A 25,671-nucleotide genomic window follows, 5' to 3' on the forward strand; every position below is an offset into this window, starting at 1 on the left:
AATAGGGATGAGTGGATCAACCGGGACGAAGGAGCAGGTTTTGGAGCAGAAGCTGGTGGACATTCGCCGCCATCTTCATCGAAATCCCGAGCTATCTAACGAGGAGGTTGAAACTACCGCCTTTATCCGTGGTCTGCTGGAAGAACAGAACATAACGATTCTGGATGTGCCGCTGCGTACCGGATTAGTAGCGGAAATTGGCGGACGGCAGGAGGGACCAACTGTCGCGCTTCGTGCAGACATTGATGCGTTGCCTATTCAGGAGGAGACGGGATTGCCTTATGCTTCGGTGCATCCGGGCAAGATGCATGCTTGTGGGCATGATTTTCATACTGCGTCCTTGTTAGGAGCAGCCATACTCCTGAAGCAGCGGGAGCAGGAGCTGAAAGGCACGGTTCGGCTGGTGTTCCAGCCAGCGGAGGAAAAGGCCAAAGGCGCTGCCCAAGTGCTGGACAGCGGTGCGTTGGCAGGGGTGCAGGCCATATTTGGCCTGCATAACAAGCCAGACCTGCCCGTAGGCACGGTCGGCATCAAAGAAGGTCCGCTAATGGCAGCGGCGGATGGTTTTTACATCGAGGTGGAGGGTCTGAGCACACATGCGGCAGTGCCGCATGCAGGGATTGACCCCATCGTGGTATCGTCACATATCATTACGGCGCTGCAATCCATTGTGAGTCGCAGCGTTAATCCGCTGGATAGCGCGGTCATTAGCGTCACCAAGCTGCACAGTGGCAACGCCTGGAACATCATCCCTGACCGTGCACATTTGGACGGAACCATTCGCACATTTGACGAGAACGTTCGCGCCCAGGTGACTGAACGCTTCGAGCAGGTCGTAAAAGGTGTTGCCGATGCTTTTGGCACGAAAGCAACCATTCGCTGGATCGAGGGCCCGCCACCTGTGCTAAACGACGGTAAGTTGGCCGCCATCGCGGAGGAGGTGGCCAAAGCGGTCGGTCTGGAAGTCGTTCGCCCCGTACCATCCTCGGCAAGCGAGGACTTTGGGTTTTATCAGAAGAACATCCCCGGTGTGTTTGTCTTTGTCGGCACTGCTGGAAGCCAAGAATGGCATCATCCTGCTTTTGATTTGGACGAACGCGCGTTGCCCGGAACAGCGAAGCTACTGGCTTCACTGGCTGAGTCGGCATTGATATCCATAGAGTAGGAGCGTGAGCCTAGCGGTGGTTTTCCTATGCCAACTATTATGTGGGCCGGAAATTCTCCCAAAATAACAGAGTGGGATACCTGAATGTTGCGTTATACCTGGAGCCGAGTCAAGAAGGATACCACTCGTTTTCCCACCCGCTAAAAAAAGCTAGAGTAGTGTGAAAAAGCTTATAAATAGAGCCGTTTATTCCAAAATCAAATTCTGTGATGGAATTGATTCAGTGAATAAACGGTTTTTTCATTTTATAAAATACCAGTTTTGTGCATGCAAAGAGTAAGTATATGTCCCAAAATACGATTAAAAATCCTAATTTAAATCATTAAGGAAAATATTGACGATGCAATAATCCAGTGATAATATGATTTGTGATTATTTACAAAAAACGACAAGGAGGATTGATAGTGTACTCTTGATCTCCTAGATTAGTTCGCAAACACGAAAAGAGAGCTGATAGAGATCATCGTTTCAGGAAAACTACTGCAATAATACAAATGGATATGGAGGTACATACATGTTGAACAGAAAAGGAATGATGATGGCTTCTTTTTCAGTAGTCATTGCTAGTTCATTACTGATGGGAAACGCTAGTTTTGTATCAGCGGATTCTCATCTAAACGGGGATTCTGTGGTTGCGGCAACGGGTGATTCGACATTGGCTGACATGCCAGCTTATCTCAAATCATCGGTGGAATGGGTTTGGAAGAATAGAATGTTGACCGAAGGCTCGACGGCTCGTAAAAATACGATTTTTGATCAAATTTTTGCGGGAAAAGGGACTCTTAATTATGTTATACGCTGGCAATCTTCTAAGCCCGTTACACTGAAGCAACGCCAAGATATTGCTAAAATGATAGATCGGCAGATGAACCATTGGACAGATCATCTTCAAGGATATGACGGCTGGCCTTATAAGAATATTAAAGTAAAAGTGGTAGGCTGGGCTGTTGCTGATCCTTCACTGCTGCTGGACAAGCAGCCGGATGAGGTCGTTTATACGGATACCATTACAGATACACTAGCTTCTGAAAAACCGGAAATTCCCGCTGCACTTCCCGTTGCGCCTAATGAAATATCCCGATTTGAGCATTTTTCGGACCCAAACTATTCTTATCCGGGTGGATTGGATAAACGCTTTGATATGTATCTCTGGGCCACAGAAAATTTTGACGGGGGAGCTGGCGGCGACTGGGGACAGCGTATGAATGATGAATACGTTCTGAGTACGGTGAATTCGGATGAGATTGAGATTACTGAACATGAAATTGGGCATGGATTTGGATTAAACGATTTTTATGAAGAACATGAGCGTCCACCAGGTGGATTCCCAACGAACACCATTATGTGGGCCGGTAATTCCGATCATATCACCGACTGGGATATCTGGATGCTGCGTTATACCTGGAGTCAGCTCAAAAAAGATACTTCCCGTTTCCCAATCACGACTAAAGACGACGATGGCCCAATTGAAACAGATCCTGATAAAATCGTGAACATAGCACCTGCGGCAACGGCTAGCAGCTCTTATACTTCATCTTGGGAAAATGTAAGCGCGCTAAACGATGGATTTGAACCTTCTAATTCCAATGATAGAAGTCATGCCGTGTATGGTAACTGGCCTGAGATAGGTACACAATGGGTTCAATATGATTTTGATCAAGAGTATACGGTGTCTCAAACGGATGTCTATTGGTTCCAAGATGGCGCGGGCATTGATGTTCCTAAGTCTTACAAGATTAAGTATTGGAATGGTCGCAGCTGGTCTAATGTCAAGCAGGCTAATGGATTGGGTACTTCGGCAGACCAGTATAATACGACTACTTTTACGCCTGTAAAAACAACGAAATTAAGAATTGAAATGGTATCCAAAGGTTCAGCATCCACAGGAATATTAGAGTGGAAAGTAGCAGCTAACAAACTTTAAACATCATATTATTTGTCCAAAGGTTGTCTCCTACGATATTTGTGGGAGACAACCTTTTCTAATTCATAGCTGAACAGTTAGAGTCTGATGAGATCAGGCTTTTTTTGCGCTTTGATTATGACGCTTATTACGTTCATATTTGTATCTGTGTTTTGCTAAACTCTCGTATGAAGGGACACTAAGAATGAACGGGTGTACGATAGTATGTATAATGGACATCAGACATGAAAGAAAAGAGGACAGAAAGCGATGAGTCATGACGTGAATGCTCCTTACGATGTACATGTAGCATATGGACCGGTGTTTGAACTGCTCAGCAGCTTACACACCTTTATTTGCCGCAAGGCTTACAAGAAGACCGATTTATCAGCCGGGTGGGCGGAGCAAGTGCGTGGAACGCTGTCTCCAGGTTTGTCCGAATTGCTGGAGTCCATGGAAATCAATGCAGATTGGAAGATCATTTATGGACTCGTCTGTATGCTTTCTGATCAGGGGAAGGTTGAAGAGGTCGTAAACCGTCTGGAGAACCGGACTGTACAGGAATTAAATGAACAGGCATCAGCCTATGGAATCCTGCTGCCTGACGACATGGAGAAGCTTCGCAAACTTGCTTTGCAACTGCTATCTGGCTGGGACGAAGAGTATTTTCGCCATGTGGATATAAGTATTCTAAGCGGTCTGGAACAAGAAGCTGAACGAAGAAATAAGGAGAAGGGCATATATAGCTCTATGGAGTGGGTGGATCGTACCACTAATGGCTTCCGGTTCGAGCCTTCCGAAGGACTGACGCGCGTGTTGCTGGTGCCTCAATACCATTTTCAGCCGATAAATATTATTTATCGATTTGGGTCTCTCCTGTTGTGCCATTACTCGGCAGGAATTTATGTTCAGGAGGACGATTTTTTATCCCCACAGGAATATCGAATGATCCGAAGCTTGGGGGAGAAGAGCAGGCTTAAGATTTTAAAATATTTGTATCAGAGCCAGTCTCCACGCACCTTTATTGAGATTGTCCGTCATCTCAAGCTGTCCAAGGGAATCACGCACGACCATATTTTTAAGCTTCGTGCCTCTGGCTTCATCCATGCACATTTTGATGGCGAAACACTGCTCGGCTACAGTGCACGGCTTGCGGCTGTGGATGAGATGTATGGAAGTATCCTTGGCTATATGGAGCGAATGTAGAATTAATCTTTTGTTTGCCAAGGTCCCATTGAGGAGTTCGATCGTTTTTGATTATGCAGAGAAAGCCTTTTTTAAGAGAAAGGCGTGTCTAATACAGTTGAAAATATAGTAAAAATGGATGCTGAACGCTATGCTTTGAGTCGCCAGATCCAGAGCGCCTTGGCGAGACCTGCCTGAACATTATGGCTTATGGAAAAGCGTGTACACGTGTTTCCGACGCTGGCAGATTGCCGGAATTTGGAATGGAATATTAAAGCATGTTTCTATCACACCTGACTTGAAAACATCATGTTAGCGGCTTTTTTGTTTTAAAAGTGCTGGTGCGTCAGTCTGTTTTCATAAAACTTCAACACGGTTTCCATTTATATCAATACCGAGAAATGTATGATATGATGAAGGATGATTTAAAGAAATCGGTATTGTAGTGAAGGGATGATTCGTATTGATAAATCACGATAATCTTGAAGAGTATCGAGACCCGATTAATTATGATCTTGAATTTGGCGGCGAGACTAACAAATACAATTTCTATCTTGATCTTGCTAGATTGAACCCAGGCGAGGTTTTGGAACTTGCATGTGGTACGGGATTGACAACCATTCATTTATCAAAATCGGGGATACATATAACAGGTGTTGATATTTCTTCATCGATGCTTGAATATGCGCGGGTTAAAGCTCAAGGTTTGCCTGTGGATTTTATTGAAGCTGATGCTCGTACATTCGATTCCGAAAAGCGTTTTTCCATGATTTATCTGACAGGAAATGCATTCCAGGCATTTTTGAGCGACGAGGATCAACGAGCTTTACTCGAAACTGTCTACAAGCACTTAGAGCCAAATGGGGTGTTTGTTTTTGAAACACGAAACCCCTTGGGAACCGATTTATCCAACCAAGAGGAAAGCATCTGGGGAAAATTTATCGATAAGGATGGAATTAAAGTTAAGGTATCTGGGACACAGTCGTATGATTCAAGTAGCCAGATCATGCACTGGGTCACGTTCCGTGATTGGGGATCGGAGAAAACAACTTCTCGAATTGCATGTCGCTTTACTGATAATGACACGCTTCAGCATTTATTAACGAGCCGCGGCTTTTGTATCGAAAATCAATATTCGGACTGGGATAAAACACCGTTCACTCCTTTATCTCCTTCCATCATTAGTGTTTGTCGAAAAAAACATGGAGCCTAAAACGAATAATCCCGGAATGTTCATCCCAAGTGTTTGACGACCGCGCGTAAGATATCCATGTCATTCGCATGTTTTTGAAGGAACAACAGGCTATTCCAGTGATTCTCGGAAAGAAAAATCGCCGAGTCATCCTAAAATAAGATCGGTGCGTTTACAAAAAACGTTATTTGGTGGAATGCTTCTTTAATGAAGTGAAGAATTTATCGTCGTCTGACGACTCACCATGATAAATTGGCGTGTACATTCAATAACCCTTTCTTTAATAACAGAGCAGATTATTTGTCCGCGTTCTAAACGATTCATTAGATCCATACTATAAAAAATAATATATCAAATGAGTAAGAGACTGCCTCTCAATCTACTATTAGGGATTGAGAGGTTTTATTTATATTTGTACATGAAATCGGATAGATATCTATGAACAGAGCTTTTTACATAAAAAAATGTAGTTCTCCCTTTACAGAACCCCAATAAATTCCTATAATGAGGTTTATCTTCTTAATCACAACTTGTTCTATCGGAATTTAATAATTTAACTCGGGGGGATTATGTTGAAAAAGAGTATTATTTTACTTAGCAGTCTACTTCTGGCGAGCTCTATTTTGCTGGCGGCTTGCTCTAACGGTGGACCGGACAGCTCCAACAATGCTACTGCCCAAAATAATGGGGACACACAGACAGCTACTACAGCGCAGCGATTAACAAGTTTGGTAAAGGCTTCTGATATGTCCAAATTGCCGGAAGTGTCCAAAAAGAGAAGCGACACGATTATTGTGGGTCTGACTGACCCAGCCGGGGTGTTTACTCCGTATTTTAACCAAAGCGGCTATGACGGCAACGTGATTTCGCAATTGTGGACTCCGCTGGTCACGGTAGACGAGAAGGGGCTTCCGCTGCCCAATCTGGCTAAGAGCTGGGATATTTCTAAAGATAATCTAACGTATACATTTCATCTGGTTCCCGGTACTAAATTCAGTGATGGCTCCCCTTTGACAGCAGAAGATGTCGCTTTTACCTGGACGTTGATCTATGACAAAGCCTATCCTGGCGACAGTCAAATCCGAAAGCTGAACATTAAAGGCGGCAACGCCTATGCGGAAGGCAAGGCCAAACAAATTGAAGGAATCAAGGTGATTGATGCGCAGACCATTTCTGCGACGTTGGAAAAACCAAACGCGCTGGCTCTGCCGATTCTGGGTGAATATGTACTGTCCAAAGCTTACTATGGCAAGGATTATAAGTTCGGACAACTGGATTATTTTAAAAATCTACATAGTACTCCTCTGGGAAATGGGGCTTATAAGTTAGAAAAATTTATTCCGGGACAAGAAGTTCGTCTGGAGGCGAATGATTACTTTTTCAAAGGCAAACCGAAAACACAGCATTTCATTTACAAAACAGCAGAAGGCGACGCTTGGCAATTCATAGAAACAGGCGATACCGATTTTGCTCAATTCACCGCAACTCAGGAAAATATCGATAAACTAAAAGGGCTTGGCTTTTTAAACATTTTGCCGTATACCCCTAGCACTTACGGATATTTGCAAGTAAATCTTGAAAATGAAAAGCTTAAGGATAAAAAGGTTCGTCAAGCATTGACCTATGGACTGGATCGGAAAAGCATTTATGTCGACGCAGCTCAGGGAGCAGGGGCGGTCGCAAATATTCCAGCTTCCCCAATATTCTGGTCTTACACGACCGATGGAATCAATCCATACAACTACGACCCGGAGCAAGCGAAAAAGCTGCTGGATGAAGCGGGTTGGATAGAAGGTAGTGATGGTATCCGTGAGAAAAACGGACAGAAGCTGACCATTCACCTGCTGACCTCTAAACGTCCAGAAACAGACACCTTTATTGCGCTTGCGGCTGAAAATTACAAAGCGATTGGTGTTGACCTTCAGCCGGAAATCTTTGCAGACTTTAATGCAATGGTCGCCAAAGTAGAAGGTAAAGATTATGATCTTGCCGCCTTCTCGACAGGCATGCTGACAGATCCATCAGATGGAATCGAGCAATTCGTCAATGGAGAAGTCAAGGGATATAACAATCCAAAGGTAAAAGAGCTATATGAAAAAGGCTTGTCTACGACGAATATGGAAGAACGCAAGAAAATATATCAAGAATTATATGTGCTGCTAAACGATGAACTGCCCGTTATTTTTACCAACTATAAGAAGACGGTGTATGCCTACAATGGTCGGATGGAACATGTAAAGGTCAGTCCGTTCATTGGCTTGTCTGGTAATCTGTTCGAATGGTCCCTTAAATAAGCCACATATGCGGGCCCCTTGTGAAGAACATCAGGTTCGGATCAAGGGGCCTCCCAAATGGGGGAAACGTAATGAGTAGCCTGACCTTGAATTGAAAGGAGTCTGTCATGAGCTCGTTTTTAACGAAAAGACTGACGTATATGGTTATTATTTTGTTGGCCGCTTCGATGATGATTTTTTTCCTGTATGCCATGACACCGGGAGATTTCATTAGCGGCAATCTGAAGCTGTCGCCAGAGAGAAAGGCGGAGCTGAGGGAAATTTATGGCCTGAATAAGCCTATTCTTGAACGCTATGGAAATTGGTTGGGCAATGCGCTGCATGGAAATTTTGGTTATTCGCTTGCCCAGCAGAAGCCGGTGCTGACCTTATTTAATGAGTATATCTGGAACTCGTTTTTGCTGGCCGTTGTATCGACCTTCCTGACCTGGTTTATCGCGGTCATTATCGGTGTGGTTGCTGCTTATAAGCAGTATTCATGGTTTGATACTTTGGTAATGGTGGTGATTTTCGCTGCCATGTCTGTGCCCTCTTTTTTTATCGGGTTGTATCTGATTAAAATCGCAGCGGTTGACCTGAAGTGGTTGCCACCCGGTGGCATGCTCAATACGGGCAGTAACGCTACAGGTATGGAGTATGTGAAGGAGGTTCTCCAGCATATGACCTTACCAGTGATCGTTATGACGCTGCTGGGACTGGGGTCGTTGACTCGCTACTTCCGTAGCAATATGATCGACGTGATCCAGCAGGATTATATACGCACAGCCCGTGCAAAGGGCTTAAAGGAAAGAAAGGTACTTTTTACGCACGCATTGAGAAATGCATTGCTGCCTGCCATTACGCTCGTTGGCTTCGAATTACCTGCACTGTTTGGCGGGTCCCTGATTATTGAAAAGATTTTTAATTGGCCGGGAATCGGTCAGTTGTACATGCAATCCTTTTCGCTCCGGGATTATCCGCTACTTATGGGCTTTACGATGCTAATTGCCATATTGAGCGTTATCGGGACACTGTTGTCCGATATTTTGTATCGCATCGCGGACCCGCGTGTGAAAGTGTAAGAAGGGGGCTAAGGAATGTCATCCGTGAGCAGTAATTTGAGCAAGAGCAACGGCAGACTGCGAACAACTGTTAAATCTTCAATGTGGCAGCAAGCGCTCCGGCAGCTGTTCAGAAACAAGCTTGCTATGGCTGGTCTGCTTGTCGTGGTATTTATGTTTTTGCTCTGTTTTATCGGTCCGCTATTTTCTCCTTATTCCGATAATAAAACAAATATATTAATGATGAACAAGGCGCCAAATATCCATCACTGGTTAGGAACAGACAAGCTGGGACGGGATGTGCTGACACGTGTGATGCAGGCAGGTCAAATTTCTCTTACCGTGGGTTTGGCTTCAATGGTATTGTCAGTCTTTTTAGGGGCTACGCTGGGGGTCATATCCGCATATTTTCGCGGGATTGCAGATCAGATTATTATGCGCGTTGCTGATTTGCTGCTGACAATTCCCAGTTTGCCCCTGCTATTTATTATGGGCGCGCTGCTATCTGACTGGAAGGTTCCACCCGATCAACGGATGTATATTGTCATGCTGATGCTTAGTCTGGTCAACTGGCCGGGGATTGCACGGATGGTGAGGGGCCAGATGCTTAGTTTGCGGGAACGTGAATTTATGCAAGCCGCGACGGTACTGGGACTCTCGAATCGTCGAAAGCTGTTCAAGCATCTGCTGCCGAATATTTTACCGTTGTTGATCGTTATCGCTACGTTGAATATTGGTGGAGCTATCTTGAGTGAATCTGTACTCAGCTTCTTTGGCCTTGGCGTGCTACCCACGACACCGACTTGGGGCAATATGATTGATGCCGCTAACAATGTGCTGGATTTTCAGCAACGACCGTGGTTGTGGATACCGCCAGGACTGTCTATTTTTGCTACAGTCATCGCTATTAATATTTTTGGTGACGGGCTGCGGGATGTACTTGACCCGAAACATAAGAGGTAGGTGATCATACACCATGGACAATTTACTTTCCATTGAACATTTAAGCACTCATTTTTATACAGAAGAAGGAACGGTTAAAGCGGTGGATGATATCAGCTTCCGTGTGAAGCCGGGGGAAACGGTATGCATTGTCGGTGAATCGGGCTGCGGCAAAAGTATTACCGCGATGTCGATCATGGGTCTCATCCAGAGTCCTGGTGGTAAAGTGGCAGGCGGAAGCATCCGTTTTGAGGAAACCGATCTGCTAGAGCTTAGCAGAAATGAGATGCGCACGATTCGCGGGCATGAAATATCCATGATCTTTCAGGAGCCGATGTCTTCATTGAATCCAGTCATGACCATTGGTGAACAGCTATCCGAACCACTGATTGAGCATTTGAAAATAGGCCGTAAGGAAGCTCGTAAGCGAGCACTGGAGCTGATCGAACAGGTCGGTATATCCCGGCCGGAGCAGATTTTAAAAAGCTATCCGCATGAGCTGAGCGGGGGGATGCTGCAGCGAATTATGATTGCCATTGCTGTTTCTTGCGGTCCCAAACTGCTTATCGCGGATGAGCCAACCACGGCGCTGGATGTAACGATTCAGGCGCAAATTCTCGATATGCTGCGTGAATTTAAAGCCCAATCCAATATGTCGCTCATGCTAATCACCCATGATCTGGGTGTTGTCGCCGAAATGGCTGATTACGTCATAGTGATGTATGCAGGCAAGATCGTCGAGGAAGGCGAAGTGGTACAGCTGTTCAATCATCCCAAGCATCCTTATACACAGGGGTTACTAAAATCCAAACCGGTGCTTAATCAGCGCCAAGAGGAACTGTATTCCATCCCCGGGCAGGTCCCTAATCCGCTGGAGCTGACGACTTCCTGTTATTTTCACGACCGCTGTGGGCATTGCATGGACATTTGCCGTATAAAAGAGCCTACATTAAAAGAAGTTTCAGCTCAGCAGAAAGCATCCTGCTGGTTATATGAGGAGGCGGTTGTTCATGGCTGAGCCGTTGTTGGAAATAGACCGCTTAAAAACGTACTTTCCGGTGAAGTCCGGATTTATGAACCGTACTTCAGGACATGTGCGGGCGGTAGACGATATTAGCTTTACGATCCGTCAGGGTGAAACCTTTGGATTGGTAGGGGAATCGGGGAGCGGTAAAAGCACGGTGGGCCGGACGATTGTTAGATTGACGGATAAAACGGACGGTACCGTAAAATACAAAGGGGTAGATCTGCACAGCCTGTCTGCCAAAGGGATGCAGGAACTTCGTCCCAAAATTCAGCTGATCTTTCAAGACCCGTACAGCTCGCTGAATCCGCGTGTACGGATTGGTGATGCCATTGGCGAGGCGTTACTGGATCACGGTATAGCAACGAAGGAGGAGGTCCGGCAGATTGTGCTGGACGTGCTCAAGCTATGTGGATTGTCAGAGTATCATATCGACCGTTTTCCCCATGAATTTTCGGGAGGTCAACGCCAACGGATCGGCATTGCCCGAGCGCTGGCGCTTCAGCCGGATCTAATTATCGCTGATGAGCCGGTATCAGCGCTGGATGTGTCCATACAGGCGCAGATTATTAACCTATTCGCCAAATTGCAGGCCGAACGGGGTCTGACATACTTGTTCATCTCGCATGATTTGAGCGTGGTGGAACATTTGTGTTCCCGTATTGGCGTAATGTATCTAGGCTCCATGGTCGAAACGGCTTCGCGTGACGAGCTATTCGGGAATCCGTTGCATCCGTATACGAAGGCGTTGCTGTCGGCTGTACCTATTCCGGTGCCGAAGCTGAAAAGAGAACGAATTTTGCTCAAGGGGGATATTCCTAGTCCGGTTAATCCGCCTTCGGGCTGCAAGTTCCACACTCGCTGCCCCTTTGCAATCGATCGTTGCTCTAAAGAAATTCCACTCTATCGTGAGGCTCGTCTAGATCACTGGGTAGCTTGCCATTTGGCTGAATGAACAGAGCTAGTCAACAAATTTTAAAGCCGTTGAAACGGCAGACCGATCACAAGAGTGAAGGGGGCTACTGTTTCAACGGCTTTTTAATGTTGTGTCAAACCGCTTGGTTGACAACACACCTAGAGTAACGTTATATTAAATAATAATCGTAATGATTACTATTTAATGTGAAATCAAGTCCATATCCGTGTTCATCAATCTCGTGGTAGTGATGGTGAACCTACATGATTGGCATATATCACAAGGAGGAGCTTTACATGGCCAAGAAGTCAAAAGTCGTAAAAGAGAAGAAACGCCAGGAAATTGTAGCTAAATATGCGGATCTGAGACGTGAATTGAAAGCAAAAGGGGACTACGAAGCTTTGCAAAAGCTTCCGCGTGACTCATCTTCAACCCGCCTGAAAAGCCGTTGCGAGCTGACAGGCAGACCCAGAGGATACTTGCGCAAATTCAAGCTGTCTCGTATCGCATTTCGCGAGTTGGCACATAAAGGCCAAATTCCAGGAATTACGAAATCAAGCTGGTAAACAGGCACTTATGTCGATCGTCAGCGCATGGAGATTATCTGTGTTGTTAACCTGAGGGTATGTCTGATAGAAGGTTGTAACGGGAATGCTTCATGTCGTAGGGGGACATAGGGCATTCCTTTTCCATGGAAAATATTATCGTTTGTATTGATTCTCCTCAGATGGTTAGGTAGAATATGGACGGGTTAAAAATAATACATAACAAACGATTATATATCAGATTATGTATACCTCAGGAGGAGCTACAAGATGGAAGTGAAACAGAAAGAGGACTCCTTTTGGAGTATGGTCAAAAAAGGAAACAAATCCTCGGGCTCGGCGGCGTTAGGAAATACTGGCATTGCCTTGATTAAGGGGATTGCTTTTGCCTTGACAGGTAGCGGTTCTATGTTTGCTACGATGATGCATTCCATTGCGGATGCAGTGAATCAAATGTTTGTATTTGCGGGCAGTGTACTGGCAGAGAAAAAACCGACAAAACGCTTTCCTACCGGCTTTGGACGAGTGATTAACCTGTTCTGTATGGTTGCCGTTATTGTCGTAACGATCATGGCCTATGAAACCGCATTGGAAGGCATTCATTTGCTTCAGCATCCGGCTGAATCAACACATGGATTTTGGATTAATGTAGTGGTGCTGATTTTGTCACTAGTGGTGGACGGATTTGTATGGAGCAAAGCGATGAAAGAAGTGCTGCATGAATCCAGAGTAGAAGCGAAGGGGCTAAGCATTTTCACCACTGCGTTCCGCCATGTGGGGCGTGCTGCACCGCCAACCCGGCTGGTATTTTATGAAGATTTGGTAGCAACAACAGGTGGGGTACTCGCCCTGCTAGCAGTGGTGGTCACATCGCTGACAGATTTTAAACTGTTGGACGGAATTTCGAGTATTCTCATTGGATGTTTGATGGTCGGTGTTGCTTTCCGGGTCGGTTACGACAACATGGTAGGTTTGATCGGTGTATCTGCTCCTCCTGATATCGAAGAACGTGTGGCTTCCATTATTCTAGCAGATACACATGTAACGGATATTTATCAAATGCGTATTCTGCAGGAAGGACGCTACTATCACGTGGAAGGATTGATTGAGCTTACACCGGGCATGACACTGGCAGATGCTGACGATATTAAATTTAGAGTCGAGGACGCTTTGCTACGTGATCCTAATATCTCAGATGCAGCACTGGGTATTCTGGAGGATGACGGGATTAGAAAGTGGAAACAGGAGGAACCCACAGTTTAGAAAACATGATCAAAGCGAATCTGGACGGAGATTGGCAATAGTGTTATAAAAGAACTTCCATGACCACGGCAACGGGGCTTGGAGGTTCTTTTATTTTTTCTCCATTGTTTTACTACCCCTTTGAATTTAGGATGATTGTTAGATACAATGAAAGCGTTAACAAAAAAAGAGGGTGAAACGAATGCTTCTCATGGGGAGGAAAGGCAAATGAGTCTTCTGAGGGAGGCTTGGCCTGCTTCGCGGCTCGTTAAGGCGCTGGCTGGCGGCTTGCAGGATTCAGCAAGGCAACGCTTAAGGAGTAATTGGACAAAAAGGCTACGGACGACTGTCTCTGAGCCGATGTACGCCGAGCTTTGGATGGATATTGAGCGTGTCTGTAAAGATAATCGGGAAGCATCATGGCCTGAACTACCGTTGTCTCTGTTTCGGGAATTTGCTAATACAGGAGAGCGCAAGCCGTATGAGGATGTGTACTTTGAACGGCGTGGACGACTGGTTGCTATAGTGCTGGAAGCTATTGTCAAGCCGGAGCCTCGAAAGATGAAAGAGGTGGAAAGCGGTCTGCTGGACATATGCAGCGAGTACACATGGGCGCTTCCTGCACACGTCAATGAAGAGGACACCGTAACACCGCCTTGGCAGCAGGTGGATTTATTCGCGTCCGAAACAGCACAAACGCTGGTTGAAATTTTATTGCTGCTAGGAGAACAACTGGCTAGCCATGTGGTCGCTCAGGTGCACGAAGAGATTGAACATCGTGTGCTGGAACCCGTTTTTTGGAAGCCACGTCATTTTGGATGGGAAACCGCAGATCATAACTGGTCGGCAGTATGTGCTTCCGGTTGCGGAATTGCAGCATTGCTGCTGGTAGAAGACGACTTTTCCAGAGCGGTAGCCATCGAGAGTATGCTGGGCGCGCTGGATTGCTTTTTGGCAGGCTACAGTGAGGACGGGGGATGTCCCGAAGGCGTAGGTTACTGGGTGTACGGCTTTGGTTATTTCATTTATTTTGCCGATATGCTGCATGAGTTTACCGAGGGAGCTGTGGATATTTTAAACTCGGAAAAGGTTAGGCAAATCGCAGCCTTTGCAGAGCGGGTTCATCTGTCGGATGGTATTTTTGCTAATTATTCGGACAGTAGTGAAACGGAACGATTACCTTCTGGACTCATCTCTTATTTGAATTCATTGCAAAAACGACCATCTACACTCCCTTTCCGCGTACCTGGTCTGTTGGAAGACCCCTGTCACCGCTGGGCTCATGTATTGCGTAACCTGGTTTGGACGAATCATTTGGCATTTGGGAGCGGTGAGACCGTTGCCAATTATTTGCCGCAACTCAGTTGGCTGATGTGCCGCAGCCGCAGTCCCAGACATAGTGGACCCGGAAGCCAAAAGGGTGAACCAGGTGTCATGCTTGCTTTTTCAGCGAAGGCTGGGCATAACAATGAACCGCACAATCATAACGATCTTGGACATTTCATCCTTCATGGCGGTGGCGAAAATCTATTGTGTGATCTGGGAGCAGGCTTGTACACAAAAGCCTATTTTTCACCGGGACGAGAGTCGATTATTAATATCTCCTCTAGTGGTCATTCCGTGCCTGTCATCAATGGGAGTATGCAGCAATCGGGTGCAAAGGCAAAGGCGGTTGTGCTGGATATTGCTATGGATGAGCAGGAGGAGGTACAGACGGGCACAAGGCTTAAGCTTGATTTGACATCTGCTTATCCCGTAGAAGAATTGGCGGTTTTCACCCGCTCCTTTACATGGAATGTGCTGGAGGGAAACGAGGGGGCAAGGCTTACCGTCACAGATCATTTTGAATTTGAAACGTCCGGCGTGAGCATGAAGCCATGGGATGTGGAGGAGCTTTTGATCAGCCGTATTCAGCCTAATCTGGGAGCAGGCTTCGTAGAATGGAAGGGAGCGAACGCAGTCGTCAGGCTAGATTATGATGCCAGCGTGCTGCGGGCGGGGGTGGAGGCTGTGAAGCACATAGATCATGACGGAGTTCCCTTTGTGTTTTATAAAACATCGCTGCAACTGGACTCCAAACACTGGAATGATTCTGCAAGCGTAGATTGCAATCTGTTTTTTACCATACATTAATTTTCATTTTGAATGGGAGGCAGACAGGATGAATAAGCTGCAGACAGGCAGCGTGTACCCTTGGCAGACGGAGCTGGAGAGATTTATAGAACAGGTGGAAAGCGCGCCAAATCGAGTGAATGACGGATGGACTCACCAACATAAGCTGGCCGTGCTGGAAAAGCTGGTTCGCGCATATGCCCTGCATCAGGATGATACCGGAGCTATCATTGACCCCCATTCTGAAAGTGAACGATACTACTCCACGCCGTCCTATGCGTTGGCTGCGGCGGTGTTGGTCAAAGAAGGCCGGCATGATTTACTGGAATCTGCTGCTGCGGCCTTGACGCATAGCATAGCTTGTGTAGTGGAGGAAAAAGCGCCAGATCACCACCCAGACTTTTTTCCAATTATGATGATGGGCGCGTATCGGCTCCTTAAAAATCTACTGCCAGAGCAAGCCACGGCTTGGAAGCAGCAACTGAGCAGGATTCAGCCGGAGCAGACCTACATTTTTACGATGAGCAAAATGAAAAATCCGAATCGGATGATCAACTGGAATGCGATTATGATTTCCGGCGAGTTTTTGCGTGCAGCGGAAGGAATTGCAGCCGATTCGGAATGGATGGAGACATATATCCGCAGCTACCATCTGCCTCGTTTTACCGGTTTGGGCCTGTACCAGGATGGACCGCTGGATCGGCCCAATAGCCCATTTGCCTACGATATCGTTACACGTTTTCATTTGGGCGTGATGCTGGAGAATGGATATGATGGCAGCTGCGCACTCGAACTGCGTGACCACCTTCGCAGGGGGGCGCTCAGCACATTACTGGCGCTATCCCCGCACGGGGAAATTCCGCCGCGTGGAAGAAGCGCGCAGCATCAGTGGAACGAAGCGGCGGCGGCCTTTGTCTTTACAACACATGCTCAGCAGGCTATTACAGCAGGAGAGAATGGGCTCGCAGGTGCGTTCCGACGGGCAGCAGATCTATGCTGGCAAGCGATTAGCCGCTGGCAGACCGATGACGGCAAGCTGCATATCGTCCGCAACCATTATTCGTCCGAGGCACGGCATGGCTTTGAGGTGTACTCGAATCATACCTGCTATAGTCTGTGGACGGCGGCTGTGCTGGCCCACACCCTTCTACATGGAGAGGAGTTGGCTCGCATTTCCCCAACCCTCATCCCGGCGGAGATCGGCAGCCGGGTGTTGGCAACGGATGGCTGGTTCCAGACTGTTATTGCAGCCGTAGAGGGGCAGCAAATGCTTGTGCAAACATCGGTCAACGATCCGTACAATGTTCCGGGCATCGTGCGTATTCAGCAGTCTGCACTGCCGTCGCTGATCGGTCCGTCCTCAGCAGGTCATGCAGACCGCGGCTTTACAGGCTTCGCGGAGGGAGATATTTTCCCGCTAAGCTATACCCCGGCCTGGCAAACGGAGGATGGAAAGTGGCACAGCTTGTCGGAAGGTATTCCCGGTACACTGGAGTTCGACCGGGATGGAGGGATTGACCCGCAGGATGGTGGAGGAACCGTACAGATGGAACAAAGCTCAGTGTCTGACGGAGCAACGGATTTTGCACTCCTGTGGAAAGGTCCATTCCCGGGAGTGAGGGAAATCCGAACGCATTATCGTCAGGTACCCGGCAAAATTGAAGTGGCGTATGAGCTTCAAGGCAATATTCAGAAGGTAGGGGCACTTATTCCCTTAATGGCGTATGACGGTCGGGAGCGCAGCGTTATTCATCATGTCATGTCAGCCGGGAAGGAAACGGAAAGCATTCGAGTAGAATACGCAGGTGCAAGCCTCGAAGTCATCCCGACGACGGAAGGAACGAACGTGGTATGGCCGGAAGATTTAGCTTCCGTGGCCTGTCGGAATGGTTTACTTAAGGGAGCGCGTCTGGAATGTGAAGGCAATCGCATTTCCTTTATCATTCGGTTACCTGAATAGATAGAGCTAGAGCCATAAATATGATTTAACATGTGGAAAAAGGAGAGGAAATAGAAATGACAAAAGCAGAAGCGTGGCTGGAGCAATCGTGGGAGCTGGCTTTGGATAAGACGCTTGCCTTGGCGGCAAGACTGGGGGAGGCTTTTCCACATGTTGCTGAGGGTGGACGTTATGATAATCGTGAAGAATCGTGGTGGACAGCAGGCTTTTATCCGGGGCTGCTGTGGCTGGCCAATCGGGCGCGTCCTGACAGTGTGGCCGCCGGGATTGCACAGCAGTGCGAGGTTCGTTTGGAAAAAATACTCTATAATAGCGAAGCTGTAGACCATGATCTTGGCTTTATTTGGCTGCTCAGCGGTGTGGCCGCCCATCGGCAGACCGGAGATTCAGAGTCCAGAAGACGTGGGTTGTTGGCTGCCAATCTGCTGGCTGCCCGTTTTAACGTGAATGGCCGTTTTATTCGCGCGTGGAACTTCCCCTCGAAGGACATGGATACACGGGGCGTTGCGATTATAGACAGTATGATGAATCTACCTTTGCTTTATTGGGCTTCGGAGGAAAGCGGAGATCCGCGTTTTGCCGCTCTCGCTGTGCAGCATGCAGATACCGTAGCACGTGAATTTGTCCGTTCGGACGGTTCTATCACACATGTGGTCGAATTCGATCCGGAGATTGGAAAAAAGGTCGCCGAGCATGGCGGACAGGGATTTGCTCCCGGTTCTGCCTGGGCGCGTGGCACGGCTTGGGCTTTGTATGGTTTTACGCTTTCGTATGGGTACACGCGTGATTCGCGTTATTTGAAGGTGGCCGAGAACACGGCTGACTTTTTCCTATCCCAACTGGGCGATGCCTGCCTGCCTGTGTGGGATTTTAGAGCAGAAGAAGAGCACCGCGGGGCATGGGATTCATCGGCTGCGGCAATTGCGGCCAGTGGTTTGCTGGAGCTGGCAAAATATTCGACGCGTGCGGAGCATTTTACAGAAGCAGCAGAATCTATTCTCAAGGGCTTGCATCATACGTGTACGGAGTGGGGCGAGGAGCATGAGGGATTGCTGATGAACGGGACCGTACATTATCCTGAGCAAAAACACATCAACGTTCCCATTATCTATGGCGATTATTTCTTTGTCGAGGCATTGGCAAAGCTGCGCGGTGAAGAAGGTTTGTTTAGTGTTGAATGCAAAAAAATATAGTGTATAAGCGTGCAAGAACGAACTCATTTTTAATCGTCCTATCGTTTGTCAGATTTACGGAATGAATTGTGAGACAGCGTGTGTGTAATTTTATTACATATACGCTGTTTTTTATGTATGAAAAGGCTGAATTTATTTCGATGCCAAAGTACTACTTATAGGGGGTTAAAAGATTGTAGCTGCGCTTAATTTGTACCCAATCAGAGAAAAATCATTGTATATAGACTCTTAACTCCTATGAAAATTTTCATTTTGATGCATGGAAATAGGTCCTTTTACTTGTTTAAGAGCATTTACTCTTAAATTGACAATATAGGTGGGTAACCGTATGATATCTTCTTGGGTAAAGGAATAAACTGGATTTTAAATCTCATTTGCAAAAGGAGTTATACATATCATGACAGGAACAAGTTATAGTACAAAAAGAATATACGGAGGATTTTGGATAAGAACGGCGGCGTTTTTGATTGATCTGATCATCATGACTTTATTAGTCATTTTAGTAGGGAGTATGCTTTCTATTACTCCAGACCTACTGGGCATAGAGGAGACTGGCTTCATATTAGAGTTTTTAATTTGGATGCCGCTGATTTTTTGGCTCGTGCTACCATGGCTGTATTGTGGTTTATGGGAATCATCGAAAGTACAGGCTACACCGGGTAAGCTTGTGTTCTCTTTAGTTGTCGTGGACAAGGAAGGAAAACGCCTTGGATTTTTACACGCCTCAGGGCGTTATTGGATTAAAGCTATTTCTTTTGTAATTGTTCATATTATTTATATTGTGGTTGCTTTTACTGCCAAAAAACAGGGACTCCACGATCTTTGTTCCAACACCTTGGTTGTGAATAAAAAAGAGTTGCAGCGACATGAGCAGCAATTGTCTTTTCTGTAAGTATCGGAGGAGACCACCAAAGCTTCTGTTTAATGCATATTTTTCAATTAACAAGAAACCAGCTAATGCTTGCAATACATTAGGTGGTTATTTGTTTTTTCATTTTGTTATGATGGTTTACTTTTTTTGTCAGGAAAGCAAGACATTTTTCATTTATAAAATAACGATACAACTGTGGTGTGCAGCGTAGTGGAGGATTTGAATCTGGAGAAGCGAAGCGTTTGCCTTTGCCATGGGATTCTTACCTTTTAAAAGGTTTTTGAAAATCTGAGAACCCCGGGCCAACAGCGATCGTAGGATCAAATGCTACACGTAGCGTCTCACTCAGACGAAAGTATGTCCCTTTATTTTAAAGGGTTTTCTTATACCAACATAAAAAATGTAAGCTGTTCTTACAGTTTTCATGTTCTTTTTAGCTTGTTTTGCGTTATAATGAAAGGATGCACATTATGAACGAATTGGAGGCACAGCCCGATTGACTACTTACCCTTTTGCCTTTGATCCGTCCAAGCCGTTTATTGAGCAGGCAAGTGACTGGATTGCGGATGTATTTTATGAAGTTTTGCCTGAAGTCGGCTTTGAGGTTCGGGATGAACAAATTTATATGGCATTCCAGCTAGAACGTGCCTATAAGGAAAAAAAGACCATTTTTGCAGAAGCAGGTGTGGGCACTGGTAAAACGCTGGTATACCTGCTGTACGCTATTGCATATGCCCGATACATGAGAAAACCGGCGATTATCGCCTGTGCAGATGAATCGTTAATTGAACAATTGGTAAAGCCGGAAGGGGATATCGCCAAGCTGGCACAGCATTTGAATCTGACGATTGATGCCAGATTGGGGAAGTCGCCGGATCAGTATATTTGCCTGAATAAGCTGGATGAGGTGCGAAGCGGACTGGATGAGGACGCAGATGTTTTTCGTGATATTTATCAGGAACTGCCGGATTTTGTTCATTTTCCAGATACGCTACAATCTTTCACTCCTTACGGGAACCGAAAGGAATATCCCGAGCTAACAGATGGACAGTGGAGTAGACTCGGATGGGATGTATTTCAAGACTGTCTCGTTTGCCATCAGCGCCATCGTTGCGGCCAGACGTTGTCTCGTGATCATTACCGCAAAGCGGCAGATCTGGTCATCTGCTCTCATGACTTTTATATGGAGCATGTATGGACCTACGAAGCGAGAAAGCGCGAGGGCCAGCTGCCGTTGCTGCCGGAGCACAGCTCTGTCGTCTTTGACGAAGGGCATTTGCTGGAGACAGCGGCACAAAATGCGCTTACCTACAAGCTTAAGCACGCTCAGTTTGAGTCTATAATTACCCGATTGCTGGAGGGAGAAGTACGGGAATCTTTGGCAATGACGATCGAAGATGCGATCTCCCAAAGTGAGGCTTTGTTCGCTGCGCTTGATAAGAACAGTCAGCCTGTACAGGGTTCTAATCGCAAAGAGTTCATCCTGAATGAGTCACTGATTCGAGAGGTAAACCGCTTTGGTGAACTGATCGGCACGATCGAAGAAGAGCTTGTATTTGAAAGCGGGCTATTCTCTTTGGATGAGTACCAAGTCAAAATTGTGGAAGAACATTTGGAAATGATTCAAACCGCGTTGGCTTTGTTTAAGCGTCCTGAACTTCTCATTTCGTGGGTGATGGAGGATCAGGATGGATTAACGCTTGTGGTTATGCCGAAGATGGTAAAAGAGATTCTCAAAGAACGAGTATTTGCGCAGCATATACCGATCGTATTCTCTTCAGCTACGCTTTCCGTAGAAAGCTCTTTTGACTATATGGCACAGAGTCTCGGTATTGAAAATCCGCTAACGTTTTCTGTTGCTTCACCTTATGACTACAGCGATCAGATGCAAGCTGCACTGTACCCGTTGCAAGCGGGGGATGATCCAATCCCGAGAGCGCTGGCACTGCTGGAGAAATCGCAGGGAAGAGCGCTTATCCTGTTTCCTTCACAGGAGGAACTGGCTGCATTCCAAACGGGTCTCGTTGCTTACCCGGAGGCGTCTGCCTATCGTTTTCTGTACGAAGGTTCGGCTGAAATCAGCCATCTGATCTCAGCTTTTCAGAATGATGAGGAAAGTGTGTTGTGCGCTGTTACATTATGGGAAGGATTGGATATTCCTGGACCTTCTCTGTCGCACGTGATTATCTGGTCACTGCCATTTCCTCCGAATGATCCGGTTTTTACGGCTCTGCGCAAGGATGCAGCAGATCCGTTTAATCAGATAGATATGCCTCACATGGCACTTAGACTCAGACAAGGCATAGGACGTTTAATCCGCTCGCGTAATGATCGGGGCTGGATATCCATCATGGGCCAGGATTTGAGTCGCCAAGAAGTACGTACACAAGTTGAACAACTACTGCCTGCGGGCGTAGAATGCACCGTAATTGAAGGAAACCCGGGGGGAATAAAAACATGTTGAACTTTACAACGTACACAGTAGATCAGATTAAAGATGCTTTTGGCATTTTGACTGGACAGCGTTATGAATTTATCATTGATGTAGAGGTAGAGGAGGACGACGAGCTATATACTGAAAACGGACTGTATATCCGTTGTCTTTATTTAGTAGACGAAGAAAAGACGGGACTGCTAAAGTATGAATTAATTGAAAAAGTAACGAATCGTTACATTGATCTTGAACTTGAAGATGATGAGCTGCAAGCTGTTGAGAACTTCTGTAAAGAACATGTACAGGATGAAACAGTGAAGTAACCGTATAGAACACTTAGCTAGCAAAGCTGGTATATAGCTAACATATAATGAAGATATCAAGGAGTCCTGACATGATCAGGCTCCTTTTTTTATGACCAATGAAGAGAACTTATTTGCACTAGCGTAGTCTATCCCACACATTCACCATAAACAGTAATGTCCCCCCCGAGAGTAACACCCACCCTATGACGATCCAAACTCCAGCCTCTGGAACCTTGTAATTTTCACCTATAATCGCCAATATCAATACAGGCAGACCGATATTATGCATCCAAAAATGGATATGTGCCAGAATAGTAACTGAAAGTGCAGGAAAGGTCACATAGATCAGACCTATAATTCCAAGAGCCATCCAACCCAACAAATGGATATGAGACTGAACATTGGACAGGCTGTGATCACCCGACAAACCAATAATTACACTAAGCAGCACACTGAGGGCAAAATATACGGCAGCTATCTTCAGAAATTGCTTTCCCATATATGAACTCCTCCTTATGTTGCACGGGGATATTTTGTGACATCTTCTCTATCATATCGAGCAAGCAGGCAGGGGGTGTGGGTATTGTGACTGGTCCATTTGACAAAAGCTTCAAATACACATAAAATCTTATTGCATCAATACTTACCGTATTACTGTGTTTTCTCGGAGATGATAGCGAACTTCTCCGACAATAGGCGTTAATTTTTGACCATTGGTTTATTTTGGATTCGCCATTAAAAGGAGCTTGAAATTATGAATGTATATCAAAATACCCTTGAACTCATCGGACGTACGCCATTAGTGGAGCTGAACAGCTATTCTCTACCGAGAGGAATTCGCTTGTTTGCGAAGCTGGAGTTTATGAATCCCGGCGGCAGCGTTAAGGATCGGGTGGGTAAGGCTCTAATTGAAAAAGCATTAAAAACAGGTCAGCTGAAGCCAGGTGGGACATTAATTGAAGCAACAGCAGGCAACGCAGGTATTGGTCTTGCGATGGCGGCGCTTCATTATAATATCTCGGTTATTTTTGCTGTGCCTGAGAAGTTCAGCCAAGAGAAGCAGGACCTGATGAAGGCATTGGGAGCACGCATCGTTCATACCCCGACAAGTGAGGGGATGAAAGGAGCTATCGAAAAAACAAAAGAATTAGCTGCTGAAATAAAAGATGCATACTTGCCACGGCAATTCAGTAATCCGGATAATCCCGAGGCATACTATGCGACAATGGGACCTGAAATATGGAACGATCTAGACGGCAAAGTAGACGTATTTGTGGCAGGTGCAGGCTCGGGGGGAACGTTTATGGGAACCTCGCGTTATCTTAAGGAACAAAATGCAGCCCTTAAAACGGTCATCGTGGAGCCCGAAGGGTCTATTTTGAATGGCGGCGAGTCAGGCCCACATAAAACGGAAGGAATTGGCATGGAATTAATCCCTGAATTTGTGGATAAAGGATATTTTAATGCCATTCACACCATTAGCGATGTCGATGCTTTTGACCGTGTCAAGGAACTGGCTGCACGTGAAGGTCTTCTCGTTGGCAGTTCTTCTGGGTCTGCTTTACATGCCGCTTTACTGGAAGCAGAAAATGCACCGGATGGCGCACATATTGTTACCATTTTCCCGGATAGCAGCGAACGTTATCTGAGCAAAAAAATATATGAAGGCGGGATATAAAATGAAACGCAAAACAAAACTGATTCACGGCGGGCTTCCTACCGATCCCCATACAGGCGCGGTTAACGTTCCTATTTATCAGGTAAGCACTTATGAGCAAGAGGAAATTGGCGTCCATAAGGGATACGAATATTCGCGTACAGGCAATCCGACCCGGTTTGCCCTGGAGGAGCTGATCAAGGATCTGGAGGAAGGAAAGCGTGGTTTTGCTTTCGGTTCAGGTATGGCAGCCATTCATGCGGTATTTTCACTGTTTAACGCAGGAGATCATATTTTGCTGACCGATGATGTATACGGGGGCACCTACCGCATTGTAAGCAAAGTCCTCAGTCGGATCGGAATTGAATCCACATTTGTGGATACGACTGACCTGGAAGCCATCTCCAAAGCAATTCGTCCGAATACAAAGGCATTGTATGTCGAAACGCCAACGAACCCGCTTTTGAAGGTTACTGATATCCGCGCTGTTTCGGAGCTTGTAAAAAAACATGATCTTTTACTGATCGTCGACAACACATTTGCTACCCCTTATTGGCAGACGCCAATTACACTTGGGGCTGATATCGTCATTCACTCTGCTACCAAGTATTTGGGCGGCCACAGCGATGTTGTAGCCGGTCTGGCTGTTGTGAACAGCGACGAGCTGGGAGAACAACTTCATTTTCTGCAAAACGCCATTGGTGCTATTCTGGGCCCGCAGGATTCTTGGTTATTGATCCGCGGTATTAAAACATTGGGTCTGCGTATGGAAGCGATTGAGCAAAATGCGAAGGAAATTGCAGCCTTTTTGGAAAAACATTCGAAGGTTAGCAAAGTGTACTACCCTGGACTGGAAAGCCATGCACAACATGAACTGTCCAAAACCCAGGCTGAAGGCTTTGGCGGCATCATTTCCTTTGATGTAGGTAGTGACGCTAACGCGGTTGCACTTTTGAAAAAGGTGAAATATTTTACACTGGCTGAAAGCTTGGGAGCGGTTGAAAGTCTGATTAGCGTTCCGGCACGTATGACGCACGCCTCTATTCCGGTAGAACGTCGTGCAGAGCTAGGCATTACCGAAGGTTTGGTGCGGATTTCGGTTGGGATCGAAGATCTGGAAGATTTGATCGAAGACTTACAGGCAGCATTGTAAGAAAATAAGTGTAATGATCAAGAGAGGTAGCTGAGGCTGCCTCTTTTTGTGTATTTTAAAGAAAGTATTGCTTTTCCTTAATAACCGAGTATAATACTCGGTAATAGATTGAGCCATAAAGGAGAGAGACCCTATGAAACAGTTAAAAACATGCAGTTACCTGCAGGTAGATGACTATCTGGATCTTCTTAATTATGCGAAACAATTGAACGATATAGAGTGGCAACAGGAGCTCAAAGAAGCCTTGCGACATCAATTGCTGGAGAATGGCAAGGAGACTAAAGATTCTGAAATTAATACGCTATGGTGGCATTTTGACCAGATTAACGATGAATTGCTGAGGTTGTTTGATCTCTTACGGAATAGTAATAACGCGGCGGAACGAAACTCGTGGAGCGAACAGATTTGGGAACTGAAGTTAGAACGCATTAAGTTGGAAAAGCAAATTCAGGCAAGTTATGCACATTTTTAAAATAGTAATTTCACCCTAAACATACTATACCCTAGTATTGTTAGCAACAATCATGGCAGCATTAAA

General features: G+C 46.1%; 21 protein-coding genes and 1 pseudogene. 21 read left to right on the plus strand and 1 reads right to left on the minus strand.

From position 1 onward, the window contains the following. Positions 1-7 precede the first annotated feature (7 nt). The 18 genes and pseudogenes from T3H97_RS10965 to T3H97_RS11050 all read left to right on the plus strand — a co-directional run bounded on the left by T3H97_RS10965 (position 8) and on the right by T3H97_RS11050 (position 22,341). A complete protein-coding gene (locus T3H97_RS10965) occupies positions 8-1,165 on the plus strand; it encodes an amidohydrolase (RefSeq protein ID WP_328802518.1) in 1,158 nt (385 codons plus the stop codon). Positions 1,166-1,679: 514 nt separating this feature from the next. Continuing rightward, positions 1,680-3,089: a discoidin domain-containing protein gene (locus T3H97_RS10970; protein ID WP_328802519.1), complete on the plus strand. Its 1,410-nt coding sequence runs from the start codon at positions 1,680-1,682 to the stop codon at positions 3,087-3,089. Positions 3,090-3,338: 249 nt separating this feature from the next. Continuing rightward, complete coding sequence (locus tag T3H97_RS10975; protein WP_328802520.1) at positions 3,339-4,274, plus strand: ArsR family transcriptional regulator; 936 nt, start codon at positions 3,339-3,341, stop codon at positions 4,272-4,274. Positions 4,275-4,413: 139 nt separating this feature from the next. Then, positions 4,414-4,551: pseudogene (locus T3H97_RS10980) on the plus strand (transposase); the annotation flags it as partial. A gap of 165 nt (positions 4,552-4,716) precedes the next feature. After that, positions 4,717-5,466: a class I SAM-dependent DNA methyltransferase gene (locus T3H97_RS10985; RefSeq protein WP_328802521.1), complete on the plus strand. Its 750-nt coding sequence runs from the start codon at positions 4,717-4,719 to the stop codon at positions 5,464-5,466. A 548-nt stretch (positions 5,467-6,014) separates the two neighbouring features. After that, complete coding sequence (locus tag T3H97_RS10990) at positions 6,015-7,739, plus strand: ABC transporter substrate-binding protein (RefSeq protein ID WP_328802522.1); 1,725 nt, start codon at positions 6,015-6,017, stop codon at positions 7,737-7,739. Positions 7,740-7,846: 107 nt separating this feature from the next. Next, the gene (locus T3H97_RS10995) at positions 7,847-8,800 is read left to right on the plus strand and encodes an ABC transporter permease (RefSeq protein WP_023988364.1); all 954 of its coding nucleotides are present in this window, start codon (positions 7,847-7,849) and stop codon (positions 8,798-8,800) included. A gap of 15 nt (positions 8,801-8,815) precedes the next feature. After that, a complete protein-coding gene (gene opp4C / locus T3H97_RS11000) occupies positions 8,816-9,742 on the plus strand; it encodes an oligopeptide ABC transporter permease (RefSeq protein ID WP_069079650.1) in 927 nt (308 codons plus the stop codon). A gap of 13 nt (positions 9,743-9,755) precedes the next feature. Next, positions 9,756-10,739 (plus strand): ABC transporter ATP-binding protein, encoded by a 984-nt coding sequence (locus T3H97_RS11005; RefSeq protein WP_328802523.1) that lies wholly within the window; start codon positions 9,756-9,758, stop codon positions 10,737-10,739. Then, a complete protein-coding gene (locus tag T3H97_RS11010; RefSeq protein ID WP_025724171.1) occupies positions 10,732-11,700 on the plus strand; it encodes an ABC transporter ATP-binding protein in 969 nt (322 codons plus the stop codon). The genes T3H97_RS11005 and T3H97_RS11010 overlap by 8 nt, the downstream gene beginning before the upstream one ends. Before the next feature lie 257 nt (positions 11,701-11,957). Then, on the plus strand, positions 11,958-12,227 hold the full coding sequence (rpsN, locus tag T3H97_RS11015; RefSeq protein WP_025724172.1) for a 30S ribosomal protein S14: 270 nt from the start codon (positions 11,958-11,960) through the stop codon (positions 12,225-12,227). 249 nt (positions 12,228-12,476) lie between these two features. Further along, positions 12,477-13,469: a cation diffusion facilitator family transporter gene (locus T3H97_RS11020; RefSeq protein WP_272640569.1), complete on the plus strand. Its 993-nt coding sequence runs from the start codon at positions 12,477-12,479 to the stop codon at positions 13,467-13,469. A 207-nt stretch (positions 13,470-13,676) separates the two neighbouring features. Continuing rightward, the gene (locus T3H97_RS11025) at positions 13,677-15,581 is read left to right on the plus strand and encodes a heparinase II/III family protein (RefSeq protein ID WP_328802524.1); all 1,905 of its coding nucleotides are present in this window, start codon (positions 13,677-13,679) and stop codon (positions 15,579-15,581) included. Between the two features lie 28 nt (positions 15,582-15,609). Then, positions 15,610-17,520 carry a glycosyl hydrolase gene (locus T3H97_RS11030; RefSeq protein WP_328802525.1) on the plus strand — a complete coding sequence of 637 codons (1,911 nt, stop codon included), beginning with the start codon at positions 15,610-15,612 and terminating at the stop codon, positions 17,518-17,520. A gap of 56 nt (positions 17,521-17,576) precedes the next feature. Further along, a complete protein-coding gene (locus T3H97_RS11035; protein ID WP_328802526.1) occupies positions 17,577-18,713 on the plus strand; it encodes a glycosyl hydrolase in 1,137 nt (378 codons plus the stop codon). A gap of 397 nt (positions 18,714-19,110) precedes the next feature. After that, positions 19,111-19,605 (plus strand): RDD family protein, encoded by a 495-nt coding sequence (locus tag T3H97_RS11040; RefSeq protein ID WP_328802527.1) that lies wholly within the window; start codon positions 19,111-19,113, stop codon positions 19,603-19,605. A gap of 475 nt (positions 19,606-20,080) precedes the next feature. Next, positions 20,081-22,048: an ATP-dependent DNA helicase gene (locus tag T3H97_RS11045; protein ID WP_328802528.1), complete on the plus strand. Its 1,968-nt coding sequence runs from the start codon at positions 20,081-20,083 to the stop codon at positions 22,046-22,048. Further along, positions 22,042-22,341 (plus strand): DUF6509 family protein, encoded by a 300-nt coding sequence (locus T3H97_RS11050; protein WP_013310098.1) that lies wholly within the window; start codon positions 22,042-22,044, stop codon positions 22,339-22,341. Before T3H97_RS11045 ends, T3H97_RS11050 begins: the two co-directional genes overlap by 7 nt. 118 nt (positions 22,342-22,459) lie before the next feature. Here the strand turns inward: T3H97_RS11050 and T3H97_RS11055 are convergent, their stop codons facing one another. Further along, the gene (locus T3H97_RS11055) at positions 22,460-22,822 is read right to left on the minus strand and encodes a hypothetical protein (RefSeq protein WP_328802529.1); all 363 of its coding nucleotides are present in this window, start codon (positions 22,820-22,822) and stop codon (positions 22,460-22,462) included. Positions 22,823-23,077: 255 nt separating this feature from the next. Between T3H97_RS11055 and T3H97_RS11060 the strand changes: the two genes are divergently transcribed. The 3 genes from T3H97_RS11060 to T3H97_RS11070 all read left to right on the plus strand — a co-directional run bounded on the left by T3H97_RS11060 (position 23,078) and on the right by T3H97_RS11070 (position 25,605). Then, positions 23,078-24,001, plus strand: coding sequence for a PLP-dependent cysteine synthase family protein (locus tag T3H97_RS11060; RefSeq protein ID WP_250244896.1), 924 nt, complete (start codon positions 23,078-23,080; stop codon positions 23,999-24,001). 1 nt (position 24,002) lies between these two features. Further along, positions 24,003-25,133, plus strand: coding sequence for a bifunctional cystathionine gamma-lyase/homocysteine desulfhydrase (locus T3H97_RS11065; RefSeq protein ID WP_328802530.1), 1,131 nt, complete (start codon positions 24,003-24,005; stop codon positions 25,131-25,133). 133 nt (positions 25,134-25,266) lie between these two features. Next, positions 25,267-25,605, plus strand: a complete 339-nt coding sequence (locus tag T3H97_RS11070; RefSeq protein WP_328802531.1) for a hypothetical protein — start codon at positions 25,267-25,269, stop codon at positions 25,603-25,605. Positions 25,606-25,671: the final 66 nt, after the last annotated feature.

Source organism: Paenibacillus sp. LX16, assembly GCF_036252815.1.
In the GTDB taxonomy this organism is placed as follows: Bacteria; Bacillota; Bacilli; order Paenibacillales; family Paenibacillaceae; genus Paenibacillus; species Paenibacillus polymyxa_B.